Source organism: Pseudoalteromonas sp. ABV4_021 (assembly GCF_056159365.1).
Map to the genome: position 1 here is coordinate 2395880 of NZ_JBSWVB010000001.1, position 20622 is coordinate 2416501.

Consider the following 20622-nt stretch of genomic DNA (forward strand, 5'->3'; position numbering starts at 1 on the left):
AATGAATAATAAAACTCTGAAATCATTAACTAATGCACATGCATGGATAGGTCTTGTTATATCTATCGTGTTATTCATTGTATTTTTTGCCGGTTCAATTAGCTTATTTCGCGAAAATATTGTGGCATGGGAAAAACTACCAATACATGCAAATCAAACGGTCTCCACAAACTCTCAAAACGTAAGTTACGATAACGCAATTGCGACCATTAATAAGCAATATGATGTATATGTCGACCACAGGTTTTATTTATTACCGCCAACCGAACATTCACCGTATATAGAAGCTTACTTTGCAAAAAACATTGAAGGTACCGACCCAAAAACAGGAGAAGATCATAGCGATGTGCATATTATGCTTGATGCACAGAGCGGCGAAATTATTGGTAATGCCGATACCATGGATTTCGGTAACTTCGTTTACCAACTTCATTACAATTTAGGCCTTGGCCGCATTGGCTTATATTTTGTTGGGATCATTACCCTGTTCTTTTTTGTTGCGGTGCTTAGCGGGTTACTTATTCATTGGCGCAAGCTTTTCAAAAACTTCTTTCAATACCGTAAAGATGGCAATAAAGACAAGTGGTTAGACGCGCATAATATTATTGGCACCATGGGACTGCCGTTTCATGTGATGTATGCCTTCACCGGATTAGTTTTTAATTTAGTGATTGTCTACCAAATTTCTTATGCCCTTGTGTTGTACCAAGGCGACCAACAAAAGCTACTCGCGGCAGCAGGATTTAACGAACCCCATATTGATATCATCGACAACAAAATGACGATGAACGGCATCGACAGATTGCGTGCAATGGCAGAAAAAGACATGGATAACGCAATCATTGACCGCATTATGATTGAGCACTTTGGCGATGAAAGCGCCGTCGCGATTTTTACAGGGCAAAAGCAAGACAGATTTGCCACTGAAACCGCAGTACATTACCAACTAAGTAATCAACAACAAATCTATCTTACTAAAGACAACTACGATAATGCCGTGCGCAGTGGTTTAGGTGTAATTGCCCGTTTGCACTTTGGCGATTTTGCTGGCTACGGTTTACGGTTAGCTTTCTTTTTGCTCGGCTTAGCAACCTGTTATGTAATTTTAACCGGCAATTTAATGTGGCTAGAAAAACGTGCAAAACAGCGTAATCAAAGTCAGCGCTCTCTTAATTTTGTCACGCGAATGACAAGCGGTGGCTTTATTGGCTTTATCTTTGCCATTGCTGTGGGCTTTAGTGCTGCACGAATAATACCAATTGAGATAACAACGCGTGCTGAGATTATCGAAAACAGCGTATTTGCGTCATTTTTGCTGATGTTAGTTCTTGCTCAATTAATCAAACATAACGCGAAATTCAATCAATATTCATTGCAACTGAGCGGCGCAATATTTGCCCTTGCTGTCATACTAGATTGGGTTTTACTGCCTAGCGCAACGGCGCAACAACTAGCAGAACACAAATTTGATGTTGTGATTACGCAAAGCATCTTATTGCTGCTCAGTGGTATTTGCTTTTTTGCAGCAAAACAAGTAGTGAAAAAAGCCGCGTTTAAAAGCACTCAAACACAACCAAGTGTTACTGAATTAACTACTCAATAAATTATTCACACAACTACATACTAAAAAGGACGATATGTTTACTGTTAAACGTAGAACCAATGCTGTAACGGCTGCAGTAAAATATGCACTAGCGACCAGCTTGATTGTTTCACCATTAACTATGGCTGAAGACGACAATGATATTGAAAAGATTATTGTTACTGGCCAAAAAATTGACCGCACTTTGCAAGAAACACCTGCCAGTGTAGCCGTAATCACCAACAAAGTACTGGAAGAGCAAAAGCTAAATAACCTTTACGATGCTCTATCTGTTGTGCCTAATGTGACTGGCGAAGTTGGCGTAGGTGGCTTTACAATTCGTGGTATCGACTCTTTTAATGTATCTGGTGGTGGTAACAGCTTTTTAACCAGCGTTTATGTTGACGGTGCGCCATTACCAATGCGAGAGATTCAACAAGGCGGTTTTTCTACTTGGGATGTAAGCCAAGTGGAAGTATTACGCGGCCCGCAATCGACACTACAAGGTCGCAACGCCCTTGCTGGTGCAATTGTTGTGAATACCTACGACCCAGCATATGAATACAGCGCTAAAGGGCGCGTGATATTAGGTGAAAATGGGCAACAAGAATTAGCGATCGCCGCTGGTGGTAGCTTAATTGATGATGTATTAGCGTTTCGCTTTACCGCCGAAGATAGAGACTATGACGGCGTTATTGAAAATATTGCGCGCAACAACGAAAACTCTGACTTTTCAAACTCAAACCTGTATCGCTTTAAACTACTATTTGAACCGATTGAAGATTTTTCAGCGATTTTAAGTTACAGCAAGTCTGAAACAGAAATGGGCGTTGTATGGACAGACGCGCACCCAAGTTACGCTAACGATTACCGAAAAGTAAACTTTAATGACCCAACATGGGAATTTACCGATTCAGACTTAGTGGTATTAAATCTAGATTACTACATTAACGATATTTGGTCGGCAACAGCAATCACAACTTATTCAGATATGCAGTATGGTTACGAATGGGATGGTGATGCATCGCCATTACCGATTGCACAACTGCACGATAAACGTTCTGACGAGACCTTAACCCAAGAGCTAAAACTGACGTTTGAATACGATAATTTAAAAGGGATTATTGGCACGTATTATTCAAATTTAGAAGTAAAAGATAAAGCGATTGGTAATCGTAGTGCCAGCTTTAGTCAACTTGGCGTGCCAACGTTGCTGGTAGCTGCACCAGAAAATGGCGGGTTAGGTTTACCACAGGCGGTTGCCGATCAGGTATTAGCGCTTTACGCACCTGTTGACCCTGTACTGCTAGATACCTATTCAAATTTATATCGTGAAATTACCAACACTGCTGTTTTTGTTGATTTTACTTACAGTATAAATGACCAATTTGATGTGTTTGCTGGCATTCGCTGGGACCAAGAAAAACAAGCCAATGCGACTGAGCAAGCCTATGGCATTGGCAATGCACACTTGCTACCAAACCCAAGCGATTATGCGGCAAACCCGATGTTTGCCCAACTTGTAGCTGGTATTAATGCGAAGCTGCTTAATATGGCAAGTCAAGCGTCACAAAATGAGCCTTTAACGTCAAAAACATTTAACGAAGTGCTGCCGAAGTTAGGCGCAAGTTACCACCTAACCGATAACATCACCACCAGCTTTACCTACCAACAAGGTTACCGCTCTGGTGGTGTCGGCACCAACTCAGCACGAGCCACACTCTTTACCTACGACCCTGAATTTACCGATAACTACGAGCTTTCACTGCGCTCAACTTGGCTAGACGGCACTTTAGTGACGAATGCCAATGTGTTCTATCTAGATTGGCAAGATCAACAGGTTAGCGTGCAGCTGTCGGGCAATCAATACGACAGAGAAACCACAAATGCTGGTAAGTCGACGGTGCAAGGGTTTGAGTTTGAACTATTCTACTACCCAACGAATAACTTAACGCTAACTGCAGGCTTTGGCCGTGCTAAAACCGAGTTTGAAGAGTTTTTAGTTGCTATTCCAGGCGAACCGACGCTTGATTTAAAAGGTCAGCCATTTGCGGATTCACCTGAATGGACGGCAAACTTAGCCGCAAGTTACCACACTGATTTTGGTTTATATCTATCTGCTGATGCAAACTACCAAGACAGCGCGTTAGCCGATACCATGTATCAAAATAGTAATGAAATGAAAAACCTGTGGGGCGAAAACTATGTGCCGCAAAATGACGCGCGTACGTTAATAAATGCGCGTATTGGTTATCAGTGGGAAAATTACGATATTCAACTATCGGCGAAAAACCTAACGGATAAAGTGTATGACGCACGTGGTGCGCGCACCAACAATAAAACCCTTGGCCAACCTCGCCAATTAAGTTTAAGTTTTACTGCTAGCTTTTAAGCGCGTGTAACTATCTTGCAGGGGAAGTGATTAACACTTCCCTTTTTTACATTAAGTGTTTAACTAATAGTGGTTTACCACGGCTAATTTGATTTGCTTGCGCTAAAAACAACTCAGCGGTGGCCATAGCATCAGTAAGTGCATTATGACAACTGTATTCGGGCAAACGATAGCGCTCGCGACAACTGCTTAAGGTTAAGCTATCTTGCGCAATTACATGCCCTTGGCGAGCAAGGCGTTTATGTTCAATATTCATAGTATCGAGTATTGCTAAAGGCTTGTGCAATAAACCCGCTTTATTAAACGCGATACGTAAAAATCCCCAATCAAGCTGTTGGTTATGAAATATTAATACTTTATCGTCAAGTAGCTCATTTAACGCTTTAAGCGCCTCATTTAACGGTACACCTGCCGCAATCGTTGTATTATCAATGCCGTGAAACACAGGGCTTTGATTTAAATTATTCACCTGATTATTAATAAAGTGCTGACATTGACCAATTTGAATACGTTGATGACTAATTGGCACCCACGCAATCGAGACAATTTCATCTTGTTTTGCATTAAGCCCGGTTAACTCTAAATCAATAACTAAATAGTCCATCTTAAAACAGTTACTTTTTAATATGTCATTGTCTTTTTCGGGTAACACAAAAAAGCGCTTAATTGATTCAAGTATTCCCATCATAAACTGCCTCTAGCAAACTTAAAGGCGGCCGCTTGCTGTGCTTGTTTAATTAAATAAAACGCCTCTTTTAATTGGTGGCGTTCAAGTGAGGTTAAATCTTCTGGGTCGATACAATTAGCCGGTAACCCTTTTTGCTGTAACTGTACGTTTAAACGCAGCTGCGTAAGGTAGCGCCAACAATCTTTTAAATCATAGATATCTTTTTTACTCACTTGCTGTTGTTTAGACAACGCACTTAAGCGCTCTAAGGTATTAGCAGCGGTAACATTATGATGCAGCGCATAAAGGCGCACAATATCATTAATAATTGCCACACCACGCTTTTTTAAATCAATATACGTATGTTTTTGCTTATCTTTTTCTAGTTTAAACTGATTAAATAAACCGATAGGCACCGAGTTAGTATTAATATCCGTTGCCATTGAGGCAAAAAATATCTGATTTTTAGTAGTCGCTAATATGCCTTTACTAAATGCTTCGAACAAACTTTCAGAGCCATCAACAAAACGAATATCAAAAAAGATTTTGCAGTTTAAAATAGCCTGCGGCGATGGGCTTTTAATCCATGAACCAAATTGGTTTAACCATGCAGAAAGCCCCATACGGCATGCATCACGACTTGCCATAATACCACCAGGGCATTCTTTAATACCGCACGCAATTAGGTTGTCACAAACAAACTCGCCTAACGCTTTAAAGTAATCTAGCTCCGTTTGCGACAGGTTGTCTGGCAGCAATAAACCGTTATCTTGGTCTGAATGTAATGTTTGCTCTTCACGTGCTTGCGAACCAAAGCAGATCCAACTAAACGGCGTTGGCGCTGTGCCATTTTGCGTTTGAAATAATTGAATTAAACGCGTCGTCATGGCATCGGTGATACCGCTAAGTAATTTACCAATTAAGCTAGTATCTTCTACTTTGTCTGAAAATCCTCGCAATAACTCGGGCACTTCCAGTGCATAGCGCTTAATATCAGCGACACTTTCGGCTTTATAAATACGGCCAATAAGTTGTACTGGGTCAGATTTTTGCTGGCGCAACAAATCGGTTGCAGTGATCATACCCAAGGGTTGATGTGATTCATCAAGCACAGGTAAATGATGAATATTTTGCTTTAGCATTAAATGAAATGCAGAGAATACACGGTTGTGCTCAAACACATGCTTTGGCTTTGTGGTCATAATGGTTGCAACCACATCGTTCGGGCTACGTCCTTCTGCGAGTACGCGATTACGTAAATCGCGGTCGGTAATTACTCCCACCAGCTTGGTATTTTCAGTGATCATAAGCGATGAAACACCAAATTGACTCATGGTTTTGGCGGCATCGCTAATTTTAGTTTCAGGGCCCGCTGTCACGGCACCTTGCTTCATAATTTCACTTATGCGTTTGCTCGACCAATCATCGCTGCGTTTTTTATAATTCACACTGAGTAGGCGATTAGCATGAGCACGCACAAAATGCTGTGCAAATGCTTTATAGTGTTCGCGCAGATAATCCCAATGAGTTTGGCTGAGCAGATATACAATGCCTTCGTTTTGCACTTCTAATCGATTACTAATAGGCTCGCCAGTTAATAGCGATGGGTAGCCAAAATAATCGCCTTCAGATAAACGCGCAACCACTTCACCACTGCTATCTAAAATATCATACAAGCCAGAGCGAATTAAAAACAAGCAGGGTGCATTTGAGTTTAGCCATTGGTTTTGATTTTCTGGTGTTAAATAAACCGCTTCAAGGCTTTTAATAAAGTACTCAGTGGCACTGGATTCTAGATCACTAAACGGTGCTTGCGCTTTAACAAAACGTGCTACTTCATTAAGCTCAAATGCCATGGTTACTCTCCTTAACTGTGTACAGCCTGAAAAAGGTGCGCTTGCTCATCCCTTAAGGCAACTCACCTCTGTCATTTGACTCTAGCAGAGCAATAAACAAAAAAAAGCCCGACTATAGTCGGGCATTGAGTTTGATTTTTGATTCAGCTCAAACTGTTGGTTGTTTAGTGAGCATGCGCTGCACTTGACCCTTTCGGGTTACGAATATCTTCAACCATTTGCTGTACTTCTTCTGGTGTTTCGCTGGTAACTTTCTGAACCGCAATTGCAACAGCAAAGTTAACTAGCATACCAATCATACCGATACCCTCAGGTGAGATACCAAATAACCAGTTCTCAGCAGAGTTAAGGTCAGGGCTTACGAACTTGAAGTAGATAATGTACGCCGCAGTAAAACCAATACCACAAACCATACCGGCAATCGCACCTTCTTTATTCATGCGCTTCGAGAAAATACCCATAATAATTGCTGGGAAGAAACTCGCCGCCGCTAAGCCGAAGGCAAATGCCACCACCGAGGCCACAAACCCTGGCGGGTTAATACCAAAGTAAGCCGACACCGCAATCGCCACCATCGCAGCAAGGCGTGCTGCCATTAACTCTTGTTTATCGCTAATGTTTGGCTTAAAGGTACGTTTAAGTAAGTCATGCGATACCGAAGTTGAAATAACCAATAACAGACCTGCTGTTGTTGATAATGCCGCTGCAATACCACCCGCTGCTACTAATGCGATTACCCATGCTGGTAAGTCAGCAATTTCTGGGTTCGCTAGTACCATGATGTCGCGGTCAATCTTAACTTCGTTAGCACTGCTAGGATCTTCAATTTTACCTGCAGAGTACTGCATTTTGCCGTCTCCATTCTTATCATTGAATGTAATTAGGCCAGTACGCTCCCAGTTTTTAACCCACGCTGGTGCCTCTGCGTACTCTGTACCACTGCCGTCTTTACCATTAATAGTATCGATAAGGTTTACACGGGCGAACGATGCAACCGCAGGAGCTGTAGTGTAAACAATTGCGATAAATACTAATGTCCATGCCGCTGAAATACGCGTGTCTTTTACGCGAGGCACAGTGAAGAAACGTACGATTACATGAGGAAGACCCGCAGTACCTACCATTAACGCAGCAGTAATTGCGAATACATCGATCATCGATTTAGACCCTTCGGTATACTGGGCAAACCCGAGTTCGGTGCTGAGTCCATCGAGTTTATCAAGTACATACATTCCTGAGCCATCAGTTAATGTTGCACCAAAACCTGTTTGTGGTAGTACGTGACCTGTCATCATCAATGAGATAAAGATAGCTGGTACTAGGTATGCAAAAACAAGTACACAGTACTGAGCTACTTGCGTATAAGTGATACCTTTCATACCACCTAATACTGCATAGAAGAATACGATTACCATACCAATGTAAACACCGGTTTCGATATCAACTTCTAAGAAGCGAGAGAATACAACACCTACACCGCGCATTTGGCCTGCAATATAAGTAAAGCAGATAAAGATTGCACAGATAACCGCTACCGTACGCGCTGTTTGCGAGTAATAACGGTCACCAATGAAATCTGGCACAGTGAATTTACCAAACTTACGTAAATATGGCGCTAAACAAAGGGCTAGTAGCACATAACCACCTGTCCAACCCATTAGGTAAACACCGCCATCGTAACCTACGAACGAGATAATACCCGCCATTGAGATAAATGACGCAGCACTCATCCAGTCAGCTGCTGTAGCCATACCATTTGCAACAGGCGGTACACCACCACCGGCAACGTAGAATTCTTTGGTTGATCCCGCACGCGCCCAAATTGCAATGGCGATATACATTGCAAAGCTTGCACCTACGATAATAAAAGTTAGCGTTTGAACGTCCATTATTATTCTCCTTACTCGTCAACGCCGTACTTTTTGTCTAACGCAGCCATCTTGTATACGTAAACAAAAATCAGGGCAACAAAGGTATAAATGGCGCCCTGCTGAGAGAACCAGAAACCTAATTTAAAACCAAAGAAACGGATTTCGTTAAGCGCATCGACAAATAAAATGCCGCAGCCAAACGAAACTACAAACCAAACGGCTAGTAGTTTTATTACTAGCAAAAGGTTTTCACTCCAATATGCTTTGGCTTGATCATTATCTTTAAAAGCCATTTTTATATCCCCTAGTCATGCAAAGTTGCACGTTAATTAATCGTCATCATTGACTCTAGCAACGCACATAAAAGATTAAAGTGCGACCTTAGTCGTAACAATTTATTAACTTAACTACCTACTAAAGGTAAAAAATGACCATAATTTAAACGAAAGCGAGTAAAAATAAGGCTTTAAAGCACACCAAAGTTACGTTTACGTAAACGTAACCACCTAATTTCCCATTATGTTAAGACATTAGTCGAACATCGTTATTAATAATGACACTCAGCCTGTAAATTCAAGCTGTTGGGGTAATTGTGATTGAGATGCACAGTTTCATTAAAAAGTGATAAATTAGCGTATCAATTAAGAAGAATAACAAGAGTAACCATGACAATTGCGCTAATTTTCGTCGCTTTGGCCTATGTTGGCATTCTATTTTGGCTTGCTAACTGGGGAGATAAAACCACACCTCTGGCCAAGAAAATTAGTCACCACCCCTTTGTTTACTCATTTGCTTTAGGTATTTACTGCACCTCTTGGACCTTTTATGGCGCTGTAGGCACAGCCGCTAATTCAGGTTGGAGTTACCTGCCCATTCTATTGGGCCCTGCACTGCTGTTTATTTTAGGTCACGGCTTTTTGCGCAAGATGATATTGGTTAGTAAAAAACAAAATATCACGACCATTGCTGACTTTATTTCTGCGCGCTACGGAAAACGTCAGCTCACAGCAATTTTAGTGACCTTTATTGCACTGCTTGCAACTATTCCTTACATCGCACTGCAGCTGAAGGCGCTTAGCACCAGCTTTGTATTACTGCAAAGCGACAGCGAAATATCTGGCAGTATGATGGCCTTAATGGGCACCTTGATTATGGCAATTTTCGCCATTTACTTTGGTACGCGCAAAGTGGATGTAACCGAATATCGCTCAGGTTTAATGTTGGCAGTGGCCTTTGAATCAGCAGTTAAACTGCTTGCGCTCGGTGCAGTTGCGGGATTGTCTTATTATGTTTTTACGCATTACCAAGATGGCATGTGGGATTACTTTGTTACCCAAATCGCTTTTGGCCAATGGCAAAAAGAAGACTTTTTTAGCTTTAACTTTGTCGCGCAGTCATTAATGGCAGCCGCTGCGGTTATTTGTTTGCCGCGCCAATTCCATGTAACCGTTGTAGATAACCAAGATATTAGCCATTTAAAAACCGCACGCTGGGCATTTCCACTGTATTTATTACTTACGGCGGGCATTATTATTCCAATTGCAACCGCAGCAATGCACCCTCAAATTGGTGGTAATGTTGCAGCCGACAGCTTTGTATTAGCACTGCCCCTTGCACAACAAAGTACCTTGTTATCAACGTTTGTATTTATTGGCGGTCTGTCAGCGGCCATCGCCATGATTGTAGTTGCTACGCTTACACTGAGCACCATGATCTCAAACGATGTTGTGCTACCTTTAATGCTACGTCGTAAATTTAAACGTAACCTGATCACTACCAGCTATAAACGCCGAATTTTATTAACACGACGTTTTACCATTGCGGTTATTTTAGGGCTTTCTTACCTTTATCAACAATTGTTCGGCAACCAAGCTGCTTTGGCGAGTATGGGCCTAGTGGCATTTTCATTAGTGACTCAACTAATCCCTGCGGTTGTCGGTGGTCTTTATTGGCGCAAAGGCCACGCCTACGGTGTTTACGCCGGCTTACTAGCTGGGTTTGCCTGTTGGTTACTGTTTTTAATGCTACCGCTATTTGAAGGTGCCGTAACCACTAACACCGCAATGCAGCAAAGTGTAATCACTCAAGGTACGTTTATTGCGCTGATTGCCAATGTTGTGTGTTATATCGCGTTTTCACTGGGTGCCAACGAGCGTTTAGTCGATAGAATACAGGCAGCTGCATTTGTGAAGCCAAAAGAGCAGCTAAAACTTGCTAAACATCATAGCAAACAAATTAACGCCACGGTGTACGACCTTAAAGTACTGCTACAAACCTTTTTAGGTATTCAGCGCTCTAAGCAATTAATTGTGCGCTATACCATGCGACACGATTTTGCTGACGATAACGATACACCGACAACTGACTTTGTCGATTTTTGTGAAAGAGCCCTTACCGGTGTACTCGGCGCATCGTCTGCACGCGTATTAATTGGTGCGGTAATTTCTGGTAAGCAAATGGCGTTTGAAGAAGTAGTTAACTTTTTCGATGAAACCACACAAGCCATTCAATTTAATCAAAACTTATTGTTTACCTCGCTGGAAAATCTAAGCCATGGCATTTCAGTTGTAGACAGAAATCTGAAGTTAGTAGCGTGGAACAAGCGTTACACGGAACTGTTTGAATACCCCGAAGGCTTCTTGGAAGTCGGCCAACCTATTGAAGAAGTGATTCGTCATAATGTGAGTAAAGGTGAATGTGGACCAGGCGAAATTGACGCACAAGTGCAAAAACGTGTGCAACACTTACGTAACGGCAGCTCACACCATTTTATTCGTCGCAGACGCAACGGCCAAGTAATTGAAATGATAGGTAACCCACTGCCTGATGGTGGTTTTGTTACCTGTTTCTCAGATATTACCACACACATTGAAACGCAAAATGCGCTTGAAGAAGTGAATATTGATTTAGAGAATCGCATTGAGGCACGTACGCTAGAAATTCGTTCAATCAATGAAGATTTAGAAGCGCAAATTGAAAAGCGAATCGAAACCGAAAAACAGCTTAACCAAGCCAAACTAGAAGCCGAAAAAGCCAATGACAGTAAAACCCGCTTTTTAGCGCTCGCGTCGCACGATATTTTACAGCCACTTAATGCGGCAAGGCTTTATCTGGCGGCTGTTGACCAAACAGAACTCTCTAACAGCAACCTCAGTACCATGGAAAAACTTGGCGATAGCCTTGATTCAACCGTGCATTTAATGTCGGGGTTATTAGAAATAGCTAAGTTAGAGCAAGGCGCAATGACGCCGACGCCTCGCCACTTCCCGATTAACGATATTTTAGCGCCGCTGAGTAATGAATACGTTATTCTCAGCAAAGAAAAAGGGCTCGATTTTAAAGTGCGCAGCAATGATGCTGTAGTGCATGCCGACACCACTTATCTGCGCCGAATTATTCAGAATCTAGTATCAAATGCCGTGAAATATACCGAAAGCGGTAAAGTGCTAGTGGCTTGTCGAAAGCGAAAACACAGCCTACGTATTGAAGTATGGGATACAGGCCCAGGTATCAGCGAAGTAGAACAAGCAAAAGTCTTTAACGACTTCTACCGCGTACAAAGTAACGACAATAAAGGGTTAGGGCTTGGTTTAGGCGTGGTAAAACGTATGGCCGATTTAATGTCGTTAACCCTAGAGCTTAAATCAACACCAAACAAAGGCAGTTGCTTTGCGCTGGAAGTGCCTTATGGCGACAGCAAACTAGTGCAAGAAAAATCAACTAACAAAGTTAAGCTTGATAATAAGCAAACCCTTAATGTATTAATCGTTGATGATGAGCAAGAAAACTTAGATGCGATGGGCACGTTAATGAGCAAATGGGGTTGCCGTTATTCTGCCTTTAATAAAGTAGACGATGTATTAAATTATGCGCAAAACCAAGCTAAGCCAGATTTAATTTTAATGGACTACCAACTCAGTCATGAAATGGATGGCGTTAGTTTAATTGCGCAATTACGTGAGCAGTGGCAAGAAAGTATTCCTGCGGTATTAATCACTGCGGTAAGAGATGATGAACTAAAACGCAGCACTAAAGAGCAAAACATTCACTACTTGAGTAAGCCTGTAAAACCAGCAAAACTCAAAGCATTAATAAAGCATACAAGCCGTTAAATAATAGGCCGGCAAAACGCCGGCCTATTTAATTTTTTAACCCTAAATAGAGTTAACTAATTAACACTAGTAATTAAAACTGATAACTAACACCTACAGCAAACGATACAGAATCTAAATCACCCATATCAAAATACTGTACGCCTGCGTCCATTCCTAAACCAAAGTCCCACACGTACTGCCAACCACCTTCAAGGTAAACACCTGTGCCCGAATCATCAATAAACGTACGATCATCTCTTGAAATTTCATAGTCATAGAAGTTAGCACCAACTTTAGCGTAAAGACTATTGCGCTGAGACAAAGGTAATGTTCCTTTACCTGCAATGACAAAGTTAGTGACCTCTAATTCATCGGCGCCAATGTTAAACATTGAATCATTGCGGTCGCGACAGGTAAAGCCATCATCAAAATCGTCGCACTCCCAATCACTGGCATCCATACCAAAATTTAAACCAACTTCGAGTGAAAAATTTTGATTAAATTTATAGTTATAGTAAGAGTACACATTTGTATAATCTTCATCAGGTAAATCATATAACTCAACGCTACCCGTTGCGATTTTTCCACCGAACGTATGCTTTTTAAGTTCAGCTTGTTCAGAACCATTAGCAAACACCGATGACGATGAGATAAGAGAAAGTGCCAGCAACGCACGTGTAAAATTAGAAACTGCCATTATTGTGCTTCCTTTTCAAAATGAGATTACGGCTAGTTTAGTGCGCTTAACGACAATAAGTTGTAAGCAATTGTCAGAAATAGTTAAACCTCTTTAACGCCTATTAACCTTATTCATGCTACTTTTTTGTAAAATTGCTCACCACACAATAAATATTAATTTTATTTATTGATTACATAATAAAATTATATAAATATACAATCATTACTTTTGCTGTCTGGAATGAGGAACCATGAAAAAAGTACTGCTTGCACAATGCCCCGATGAACCAGGACTCATCGCTAAAATAACTAATCTCTGTTTTGAGCATAAGCTTAATGTTATTCGCAACGACGAATTTGTTGACCGAGAAAATCATCGCTTTTTTATGCGAACCGCACTGCAAGGTGACTTTGACAATAATCACCTTGTTGAACAGCTCATTCATCTATTACCTGACGGCTCAAACATCAGTTTAAAAGGCGAAGAGAAAGCTAAAGTGGTGTTACTTGCCACCAAAGAAGCACACTGTTTAGGCGGTGTGTTATTAAAATGCTTTGAAAACGCCATGAATGTGGAGGTTCAAGCGGTAATCGCTAATTATCCAGACCTAGAGCCGCTAGTAAAAGGCTTTGATATACCATTTTATTGCATTAGTCATGACGGCCTAACACGCGAACAACACGACGCCAAAGTGGCTGAAAAAATTAACGAGTTTAACCCCGATTTAATTGGTCTTGCCAAGTATATGCGTATTTTAAGCCCTGAATTTGTGGCCAAGTTCAGCGGTAAAATAATTAATATTCATCACTCCTTTTTACCCGCTTTTATTGGTGCAAAACCCTATCACCAAGCATTCCAGCGAGGCGTAAAAATGATAGGGGCCACCGCGCACTTTGTTACCGATGAACTCGACGAGGGCCCGATCATCGAACAAGATATTTGCCATGTAAACCACGCACAAAATGCCGAAAAGCTAGCTGCACTTGGCCGCGATGTAGAAAAAAACGTATTCTGCCGCGCCCTACAATGGGCCGCTGAGCAACGGATATTTATTAATGGTAATAAAACGGTGGTGTTTAAGTAACTATTCCAAGTAATTGCTTCAACGTTAATCCTTAGCACTGATTAATATTCGATACATTATTTGTCGCTGTTTTCGACAGCGGCCAAAGATGAAAAGTAACCGAAACGAAGTTCGCTTTACTTTGAAATGAGTTCAAGGATGACCGATGTAACCCAGCTTCATGGATGAATTGTTATAACTTGAATCTTTGTTTGTCGCGCTGGCGACGACAGCCAAAGGAAGGCTATCGCCGGTCTCCCTTTGGAATCCCTCGGCGCCCCTAAATCAAACTAACTCTTCAAACATAATTTAAATCTGAACATAAACGCCATCAAGCAACATCCCTGTCGCTACATGGCTTGCTCGACCGCTTCGCTCCCTGTCTCGCATTATTCATTTAAATTTTGCTTTCAGGTTTGATTAAAGGGGTGACGAAAGACCTAAGCAACGCTTTTCAATATCAGCTTTGAGCGATCAACGGTCGTTAAACTGGAATACAATAATGCTAACTTTGTAATCAATTTATTTACTTAACTCACTGAATCAAATAACCTATTTTCTTAGTTCAAATGGATTCTTTTGAAGAGTATTTTTAATGGATAAATATTTAGCTGGTTGGCAAAACGAAAATGAACAATGGTTTAAAGCGAGAAAAAAGCAGTGGAAGCTCATCGAGCCAGTTGTTGATTGCTATAGCCCAAGAGATAAAGAAGAGCGTGCAAAACTAAAAGACTTCTTTTTGACGGGAAACCTAGATTTTAATAACACAAATGGATATTTAGCGAAAGATTACAAAGAATCTCGCAATGTTAGTTCGGAGTTTGATTGTGCTTTGGGCGGTATTCACGGAAGAGTATTTCTATTAATGCTATTTAGCCCTATTCAAACTGAAGAGATGTATAGGTATATAATTGAGCAGGTTAAAAAGCGTAAAGAAGAAATATGGCAGAAGGAGTTGAAACAAGCTAGAGAGTGTTACTTAGAATGTGCAGGAAGATATCATTCACCATTCACACCGAGAATCAAAGACGAACTTCCTTTGGCTGGAAGAGAGCTGCTTCTTTTCAAATTTTTACATGGAGAAGCATTACAAAATGATATTCAATATGAGCTAAGTAAAGATAAAAAAAAGTATGTACAAAATATTGCAAATGACTTTCTTGTAAACTCATTTTATCTAGTAATTAGCCCCTACCCGAGTCCAAAACATTATTATAACGGGTATAGCAGTTACTTGCGCTCCATTGCTTCGTATATTGAGACGGCTGAAGTCATTGAAATACATAATCCTGATTTGGCATTAACCGCATCTATATATTGTTTTAGAGATGTATTAGAAAATAAAGAGCAATATTTACCTATTAAAATAAAAGTGGCAGAAGACTTCACTGAATTTGTTGAAACTATAGAGGATTACTTGCCTGAACGAGTGACTACCATTTTTGCTAAAGCCCATAAAGAGTGGAATAGCGGTCAAGGAAAGGAAGAATGGAAAAAATTGAAACAGCTAGTATGGGCAGATTGGAGTAGTCAAAAATGGGTTAATAAAAGGGACTTTGATAAATTTGGAAAGCCTAAAAATGGGGATTTGCAGTAGTAAAACTATTAAAAGTTCTTTGCATTCGAATGGGATTAAATTCTTCGAACAACATCCGACCGCTTTTGGCTCTAACCTGCTATTGAGTCAGGTGTTTAGATTCACTCCCTCACCCATTAAATCAAACCTGAAAACAGAATTTAAATGAATAATGCGAGACAGGGAGCGAAGCGGTCGAGCAAGCCATGTTCAAAAGGGACGTTGCTTCATGGCGTTTATGTTCATTTTTAAATTGTGTTTGAAGAATAGTTTGATTTTGGGGCACGTTTTTTGGTTCGTTTTTGTCGTGCAACAAAAATGAACAAGAGGACGCCATGGATGGCGTAAGATAAATGCAGGGAAGCTGTCACACTTTCCCTGCTTCAAATGTTATTAAACCTTCACTATCCCTAACGGCTCTGCGCTCTGCCATGCACCACGCGTAAAGTCAGGAATATCTACTGACTTTGCACGATTATTGAGTGATTCAGCACTGAGTGGGCTAATCACCGACCATGCAGCGCCATCGTAGACATCTTGATCGAGTGGTTCACCATTACGTAAGCAGTAAATCATGCGCCAGAACATTAAAAAATCCATGCCGCCATGACCGCCATTGCGCTCCGCTTCTTTACCCATTTTAACCCATAGTGGATGGTCGAATTTATCGTACCAAGATTGCATATCGTAATCCCATTCGTGGAAATTACCGCTACCGCCCTCTTCCAACGCGATGCGATTTGGGAAGCCTGCAAAAACACCGTTTGTGCCTTGAATTAGATTATGACGAGAATACGGGCGCGGCGTTGTGGTATCGTGCTGTACCATAATCGTACGGCCTTTCACTGTTTTGATCAGCGTAGTGCTGATATCGCCATTAATGTAGTTTAACTTGTTACGCTGATGATCCGCTGGAAACTCTTTTTGTGCATAAAGTGCGCGGCCAAGTGCCGGTGAGCTCATTGAAGTAAGATAATCAAAACGGTCGCCACGGTTAATATTCATATATTGTGACACAGGCCCTAAACCATGAGTTGGATAGAGATTTCCGTTACGCTTTGAATGCCAGCCCGTACGCCATGAACCTGTTTTAGTTTCAAGCTCTTTCATTTGCCAGCGCAGCTCATGAATATAAGCCGCTTCACCGTGCAGTAACTCACCGAAGAGTCCTTGGCGAACCATGTTCAGCACCATTAACTCATCGCGGCCATAGTTCACATTTTCCATCATCATACAGTTCTTTTGCGTGCGCTCAGCTGTATTAACAATGTCCCACATTTCTTCTACTGTGGTGGCTAGCGGCACTTCAACAAACGCATGTTTACCACTTTCCATCGACTCGATTGCCATTGGCGCATGCCATTTCCAAGGCGTTGAAATAATTACAATATCGATATCTTGGCGGCCTAGCATTTCACGGTAAGCATATTCGCCATTACCATAAAGTGCCGGCTGTTTATGACCGTTGTCAGTTAGAAATTTCGCTGAGCGCTCAAGCACTTCTTGGTGGTTATCACAAATCGCAACAATTTCAGCGCCTTCAATATGGCTCATGCGTTTAACATGGCCATAGCCGCGCTGACCCACACCAATAAAACCAACACGTACCACATCCATTTTGGGCGCAATTAAGCCAATTACACTTTTGCCCTGCTGTTTTGCTGGTGTAAATTGATTATTTGACGTTGCGCATGCAGCGGTTAAACCCGCAGCAGCTGTGACAGTTGCGGCTTTTAAAAAACCGCGACGATCCATATTTTTCATGTGTATTTCCTTTGAACGTACTATTTTTAGTATTCAGTATTAATATCTCATTGCTTATTTCAGGGCAAAACAATGCGATTAATAAAAGCGTTAACTTTAAAAACAAAAAAGGCAGCTAGGCTGCCTTTCATTAATACAAACTTATTTGAACAAAATTTCTTTAAGTGTTTGCTCTTTTTTAAGTAAGTCTTTATACAGTGCAAACTGATTACGCGCGCGGTCTAGATTATGATTGTCGCGGTGAATGGTAAAATAGTTATCGCCATCTAAATAATCTGTTAAAAAGCGCACGCCAATCATAAAGCTCATCACCTTAGCGCCAAGCCAAAAGCTTTGCTTTTCTTTTTCAGACAAGACATTTTTAAGCGGCTCTACGTAGCCCTCAACGATTGACGCAAAAATATGCTCACGTACTTTTACTTTATCTAAGTTAGTTGAGTCTTCCGCTTCTGGTGAGCAAAAAGTACGTACCATATCGCCAAAATCAAACATCCAATAACCTGGCATACAGGTATCTAAATCAATTACAGCCTTGGCTTGATCTGACTTTTTACAAAACAGCATATTGTTGATTTTAGTATCATTGTGGCATGCGCGTACGGGTAAGTCTGGCACTATTTCAGCTATTTCGTCGAGCAGCTGACGTTGCTGTTGGCAAAATTCAATTTCTGCTGCACAGATATTCACACGTGCCACTTTATCGGCAGAAACCGCCTCTTCTAACGCATTAACGCGCATTGCAAGATTATGAAAGTCTGGGATCACGGTTTTAAGGGAATCGGCTTCAAAATCATTCAGTGCTTTTGCAAACTGACCAAAAGCACCCGCAGCAATTTTTGCTTTTTCACTCGATTCAACCACATCTTCACTATAGCTGCCGCCTATAAATTCAAGTGCGCGCCACGTGTCGCCATTAAGGCGCACTAAATGCGTTTCATCTTGGGTTGCTACATGCTTAATTACATCGAGATCATACGCGTTTTTTTGCGCTTTTTTGGTCAAGTGCTTTTCAATTTTGCGCGCATTTGATACCAAGGCCTGTGAATCCGGAAACACTTGGGTATTTAGCTTTTGCACCACTAAATGCTTATCGGGTGAACTTAAAAGTAGCGTGGTATTAATGTGACCACTGCCAATTGGCTTAATTGAAATGCCTGTTTGCCCCAACCCATATTGGTTAGATAAGGCCAAGGCTTGCTCTTGATACGTCATTGTAATCTCTTGCAACTGCTCATATTTACTCATTTAATTGCTGAGCAACGCGCGCTAAATCATCGCTATAGGTTACACCCAGCCAGCAGTCCTTGGCAGGTAATAACTCGACAACTTGCGCGTGCTGCGCAACTAAATACTGGATTTGGTCTGGTAGAAAAAACTCGCTATTGATAGCGCTGTCATACTGTTTTAAAAACGCGATAAAGCCATCTTCTAATTGGTTGAATATTTCAAAACCCAGTGCCCAAATGGTCATTGATGCGTAGGTGTTTGGTGACAGGTTAACCTGCTCACCAGAAACGGTTTCACCACGAAGATCCGCATCAATATTTAAAACTTCGGTAATTTTGTTTAGCTGTGAGCCTGAAAGCTCACAAATCCCGCGATTTACACCGCCTTGCTCTGTTAGTGTGCTCGCTAATGGGTAACCCAATAAACGCCATGTGCCATTATTATGCCAGTTTGCTAGTAAGGTACTAAAGGCTGATTTTCCATAATAATCATCTGCGGTTATCACCACGCAATGTGCTTTTACAAATGGTTTCGCAGCGAGTAAGGCATGACCTGTTCCCCATGGCTTTTCACGCTCAGAAAACATGCCTTTGTAATGTGGTGGCACATCCGAAATCGATTGTACGGCAATATCAACTGTTAACTCTGGATGCAAACGGGGCAGTATTTGAGCCTCAACGGTTTGCTTAATTGCAGCATTAACAACTAACACCACATGGCGTATTCCGGCATTAAACGCATCAGAAATACTGAGTTCAAGCAGCGTTTTTTCAATACCCGGTACAACGGCAAGCTGTTTATTGCCACCAAAACGTCGCCCGAGACCGCCTGCGAGAATCACTAAGCTGACGTCTTTTGGAGAAATAAGCGAGTTTGATGCGATATTACCGCGACTTCCATGCATCATGAATATTACAGAATGACTAATCTAAACAAAAAATAAATTCTACAAGGCTTTTTACGCAATTGCATTAACTAATTTCGCACGCTAAGTCACCAGGGTTTTATGCTTGCTCCAACCAAACCAATGCATCGTGATGATTATTGAACGACTCAATTTCGCCCGGCATAAACCAATTTGAAACATGCATAACCCCTTTTTGCCAACGATGTGAGCAAATAACGGCGATTTTTTCGAATTCTCGACGGTGTTTCATACCGAACTTAAAATCATCCCACGCAGCATTCATGGTCCAGCCATCCAGCTCGGTAATATCAATTAAAACATTCAGTTTGGGCTGTGTTACTTCACTAAGCGCTGATTCAATGGTGGGCACCATGTACTGATAGTCATCATGTTGCAGTGTGCCAAATGCGCGAATATGAATAAAGAATGTCGATTTAACACGACTTAAACCAATACTGATCCCATGTGGTTTCATAAGCTTTCCCGCTCTTAGTTATAGTTTTAGATTAAACAAAACAGATTCAAGCATCTTTGATATTAGACAAATTTCAGGCAATAAAAAAGCGCTCAAAGAGCGCTTTTCTAAAACATTAATCGCTGTGTAATTAGTGTTCTTCGTTTACAATATTTAAATTGTACTTTGGAATTTCCACAACTAGGTCTTCATCTGCGATGATTGCCTGACAGCCAAGACGAGATTCAGGCTCTAAGCCCCATGCTTTATCCAGCATATCATCTTCAAGTTCATCACTTTCTTCAAGCGAATCAAAACCTTCACGCACGATTAAATGGCATGTAGTACATGCACATGACTTTTCACACGCATGTGGAATTGAAATACCATTTTTAAGCGCAACATCAAGTACAGTTTCGCCAGAAGGTGCTTCAATTGCCGCGCCTTCTGGACAAAGTTCTTCATGTGGTAAGAAAATAATTTGTGGCAT

At 41.3% G+C, this 20622-nt stretch carries 15 protein-coding genes; 5 read left to right on the forward strand and 10 right to left on the reverse strand.

Annotated elements, in window-relative coordinates; genetic code table 11:
• Position 1 precedes the first annotated feature (1 nt).
• Both ACXAFE_RS11135 and ACXAFE_RS11140 read left to right on the forward strand, forming a co-directional pair.
• Positions 2–1603, forward strand: a complete 1602-nt coding sequence (locus tag ACXAFE_RS11135) for a PepSY-associated TM helix domain-containing protein (RefSeq protein ID WP_475152406.1) — start codon at positions 2–4, stop codon at positions 1601–1603.
• 34 nt (positions 1604–1637) lie between these two features.
• A complete protein-coding gene (locus tag ACXAFE_RS11140; protein ID WP_475152410.1) occupies positions 1638–3974 on the forward strand; it encodes a TonB-dependent receptor in 2337 nt (778 codons plus the stop codon).
• A 46-nt stretch (positions 3975–4020) separates the two neighbouring features.
• Here the strand turns inward: ACXAFE_RS11140 and ACXAFE_RS11145 are convergent, their stop codons facing one another.
• From ACXAFE_RS11145 to ACXAFE_RS11160, 4 genes are all read right to left on the reverse strand, one after another.
• Positions 4021–4659: a 3'-5' exonuclease gene (locus tag ACXAFE_RS11145; RefSeq protein ID WP_475153608.1), complete on the reverse strand. Its 639-nt coding sequence runs from the start codon at positions 4657–4659 to the stop codon at positions 4021–4023.
• Positions 4659–6497, reverse strand: coding sequence for a putative nucleotidyltransferase substrate binding domain-containing protein (locus ACXAFE_RS11150; RefSeq protein WP_475152415.1), 1839 nt, complete (start codon positions 6495–6497; stop codon positions 4659–4661). Before ACXAFE_RS11150 ends, ACXAFE_RS11145 begins: the two co-directional genes overlap by 1 nt.
• A gap of 164 nt (positions 6498–6661) precedes the next feature.
• Positions 6662–8386 (reverse strand): sodium:solute symporter family protein, encoded by a 1725-nt coding sequence (locus ACXAFE_RS11155; RefSeq protein WP_475152421.1) that lies wholly within the window; start codon positions 8384–8386, stop codon positions 6662–6664.
• Positions 8387–8397: 11 nt separating this feature from the next.
• Positions 8398–8661, reverse strand: coding sequence for a DUF4212 domain-containing protein (locus tag ACXAFE_RS11160; protein ID WP_475152423.1), 264 nt, complete (start codon positions 8659–8661; stop codon positions 8398–8400).
• A gap of 372 nt (positions 8662–9033) precedes the next feature.
• Between ACXAFE_RS11160 and ACXAFE_RS11165 the strand changes: the two genes are divergently transcribed.
• Positions 9034–12480, forward strand: coding sequence for a PAS domain-containing hybrid sensor histidine kinase/response regulator (locus tag ACXAFE_RS11165; protein ID WP_475152426.1), 3447 nt, complete (start codon positions 9034–9036; stop codon positions 12478–12480).
• 73 nt (positions 12481–12553) lie between these two features.
• Here ACXAFE_RS11165 and ACXAFE_RS11170 read toward each other — a convergent pair whose 3' ends face one another.
• On the reverse strand, positions 12554–13159 hold the full coding sequence (locus ACXAFE_RS11170; RefSeq protein WP_475152429.1) for an outer membrane beta-barrel protein: 606 nt from the start codon (positions 13157–13159) through the stop codon (positions 12554–12556).
• A 232-nt stretch (positions 13160–13391) separates the two neighbouring features.
• On the opposite strand from ACXAFE_RS11170, the gene purU reads away from it, so the two are divergent.
• Both purU and ACXAFE_RS11180 read left to right on the forward strand, forming a co-directional pair.
• Positions 13392–14225 carry a formyltetrahydrofolate deformylase gene (gene purU, locus ACXAFE_RS11175; protein WP_475152432.1) on the forward strand — a complete coding sequence of 278 codons (834 nt, stop codon included), beginning with the start codon at positions 13392–13394 and terminating at the stop codon, positions 14223–14225.
• Between the two features lie 574 nt (positions 14226–14799).
• Positions 14800–15801 carry a hypothetical protein gene (locus ACXAFE_RS11180; protein WP_475152435.1) on the forward strand — a complete coding sequence of 334 codons (1002 nt, stop codon included), beginning with the start codon at positions 14800–14802 and terminating at the stop codon, positions 15799–15801.
• 372 nt (positions 15802–16173) lie between these two features.
• Here the strand turns inward: ACXAFE_RS11180 and ACXAFE_RS11185 are convergent, their stop codons facing one another.
• The 5 genes from ACXAFE_RS11185 to fdx all read right to left on the reverse strand — a co-directional run bounded on the left by ACXAFE_RS11185 (position 16174) and on the right by fdx (position 20622).
• Positions 16174–17544: a Gfo/Idh/MocA family protein gene (locus ACXAFE_RS11185; protein ID WP_475152438.1), complete on the reverse strand. Its 1371-nt coding sequence runs from the start codon at positions 17542–17544 to the stop codon at positions 16174–16176.
• Between the two features lie 141 nt (positions 17545–17685).
• Entirely contained in the window at positions 17686–18789 is a 1104-nt protein-coding gene (locus tag ACXAFE_RS11190) for a phosphotransferase enzyme family protein (protein ID WP_475152444.1), read from the reverse strand.
• Entirely contained in the window at positions 18782–19678 is an 897-nt protein-coding gene (locus ACXAFE_RS11195) for an NTP transferase domain-containing protein (protein WP_475152447.1), read from the reverse strand. The genes ACXAFE_RS11190 and ACXAFE_RS11195 overlap by 8 nt, the downstream gene beginning before the upstream one ends.
• Positions 19679–19775: 97 nt before the next feature.
• Positions 19776–20153 carry a SpoIIAA family protein gene (locus tag ACXAFE_RS11200; RefSeq protein WP_010561884.1) on the reverse strand — a complete coding sequence of 126 codons (378 nt, stop codon included), beginning with the start codon at positions 20151–20153 and terminating at the stop codon, positions 19776–19778.
• Positions 20154–20283: 130 nt separating this feature from the next.
• The gene (fdx, locus tag ACXAFE_RS11205) at positions 20284–20622 is read right to left on the reverse strand and encodes an ISC system 2Fe-2S type ferredoxin (RefSeq protein ID WP_475152450.1); all 339 of its coding nucleotides are present in this window, start codon (positions 20620–20622) and stop codon (positions 20284–20286) included.

Coding starts and splice junctions, on each gene's coding strand:
- ACXAFE_RS11135 (WP_475152406.1), top strand. CDS start 2: ATGAATAATAAAACTCTGAAATCATTAACTAATGCACATGCATGGATA.
- ACXAFE_RS11140 (WP_475152410.1), top strand. CDS start 1,638: ATGTTTACTGTTAAACGTAGAACCAATGCTGTAACGGCTGCAGTAAAA.
- ACXAFE_RS11145 (WP_475153608.1), bottom strand. CDS start 4,659: ATGGGAATACTTGAATCAATTAAGCGCTTTTTTGTGTTACCCGAAAAA.
- ACXAFE_RS11150 (WP_475152415.1), bottom strand. CDS start 6,497: ATGGCATTTGAGCTTAATGAAGTAGCACGTTTTGTTAAAGCGCAAGCA.
- ACXAFE_RS11155 (WP_475152421.1), bottom strand. CDS start 8,386: ATGGACGTTCAAACGCTAACTTTTATTATCGTAGGTGCAAGCTTTGCA.
- ACXAFE_RS11160 (WP_475152423.1), bottom strand. CDS start 8,661: ATGGCTTTTAAAGATAATGATCAAGCCAAAGCATATTGGAGTGAAAAC.
- ACXAFE_RS11165 (WP_475152426.1), top strand. CDS start 9,034: ATGACAATTGCGCTAATTTTCGTCGCTTTGGCCTATGTTGGCATTCTA.
- ACXAFE_RS11170 (WP_475152429.1), bottom strand. CDS start 13,159: ATGGCAGTTTCTAATTTTACACGTGCGTTGCTGGCACTTTCTCTTATC.
- purU (WP_475152432.1), top strand. CDS start 13,392: ATGAAAAAAGTACTGCTTGCACAATGCCCCGATGAACCAGGACTCATC.
- ACXAFE_RS11180 (WP_475152435.1), top strand. CDS start 14,800: ATGGATAAATATTTAGCTGGTTGGCAAAACGAAAATGAACAATGGTTT.
- ACXAFE_RS11185 (WP_475152438.1), bottom strand. CDS start 17,544: ATGAAAAATATGGATCGTCGCGGTTTTTTAAAAGCCGCAACTGTCACA.
- ACXAFE_RS11190 (WP_475152444.1), bottom strand. CDS start 18,789: ATGAGTAAATATGAGCAGTTGCAAGAGATTACAATGACGTATCAAGAG.
- ACXAFE_RS11195 (WP_475152447.1), bottom strand. CDS start 19,678: ATGATGCATGGAAGTCGCGGTAATATCGCATCAAACTCGCTTATTTCT.
- ACXAFE_RS11200 (WP_010561884.1), bottom strand. CDS start 20,153: ATGAAACCACATGGGATCAGTATTGGTTTAAGTCGTGTTAAATCGACA.
- fdx (WP_475152450.1), bottom strand. CDS start 20,622: ATGCCACAAATTATTTTCTTACCACATGAAGAACTTTGTCCAGAAGGC.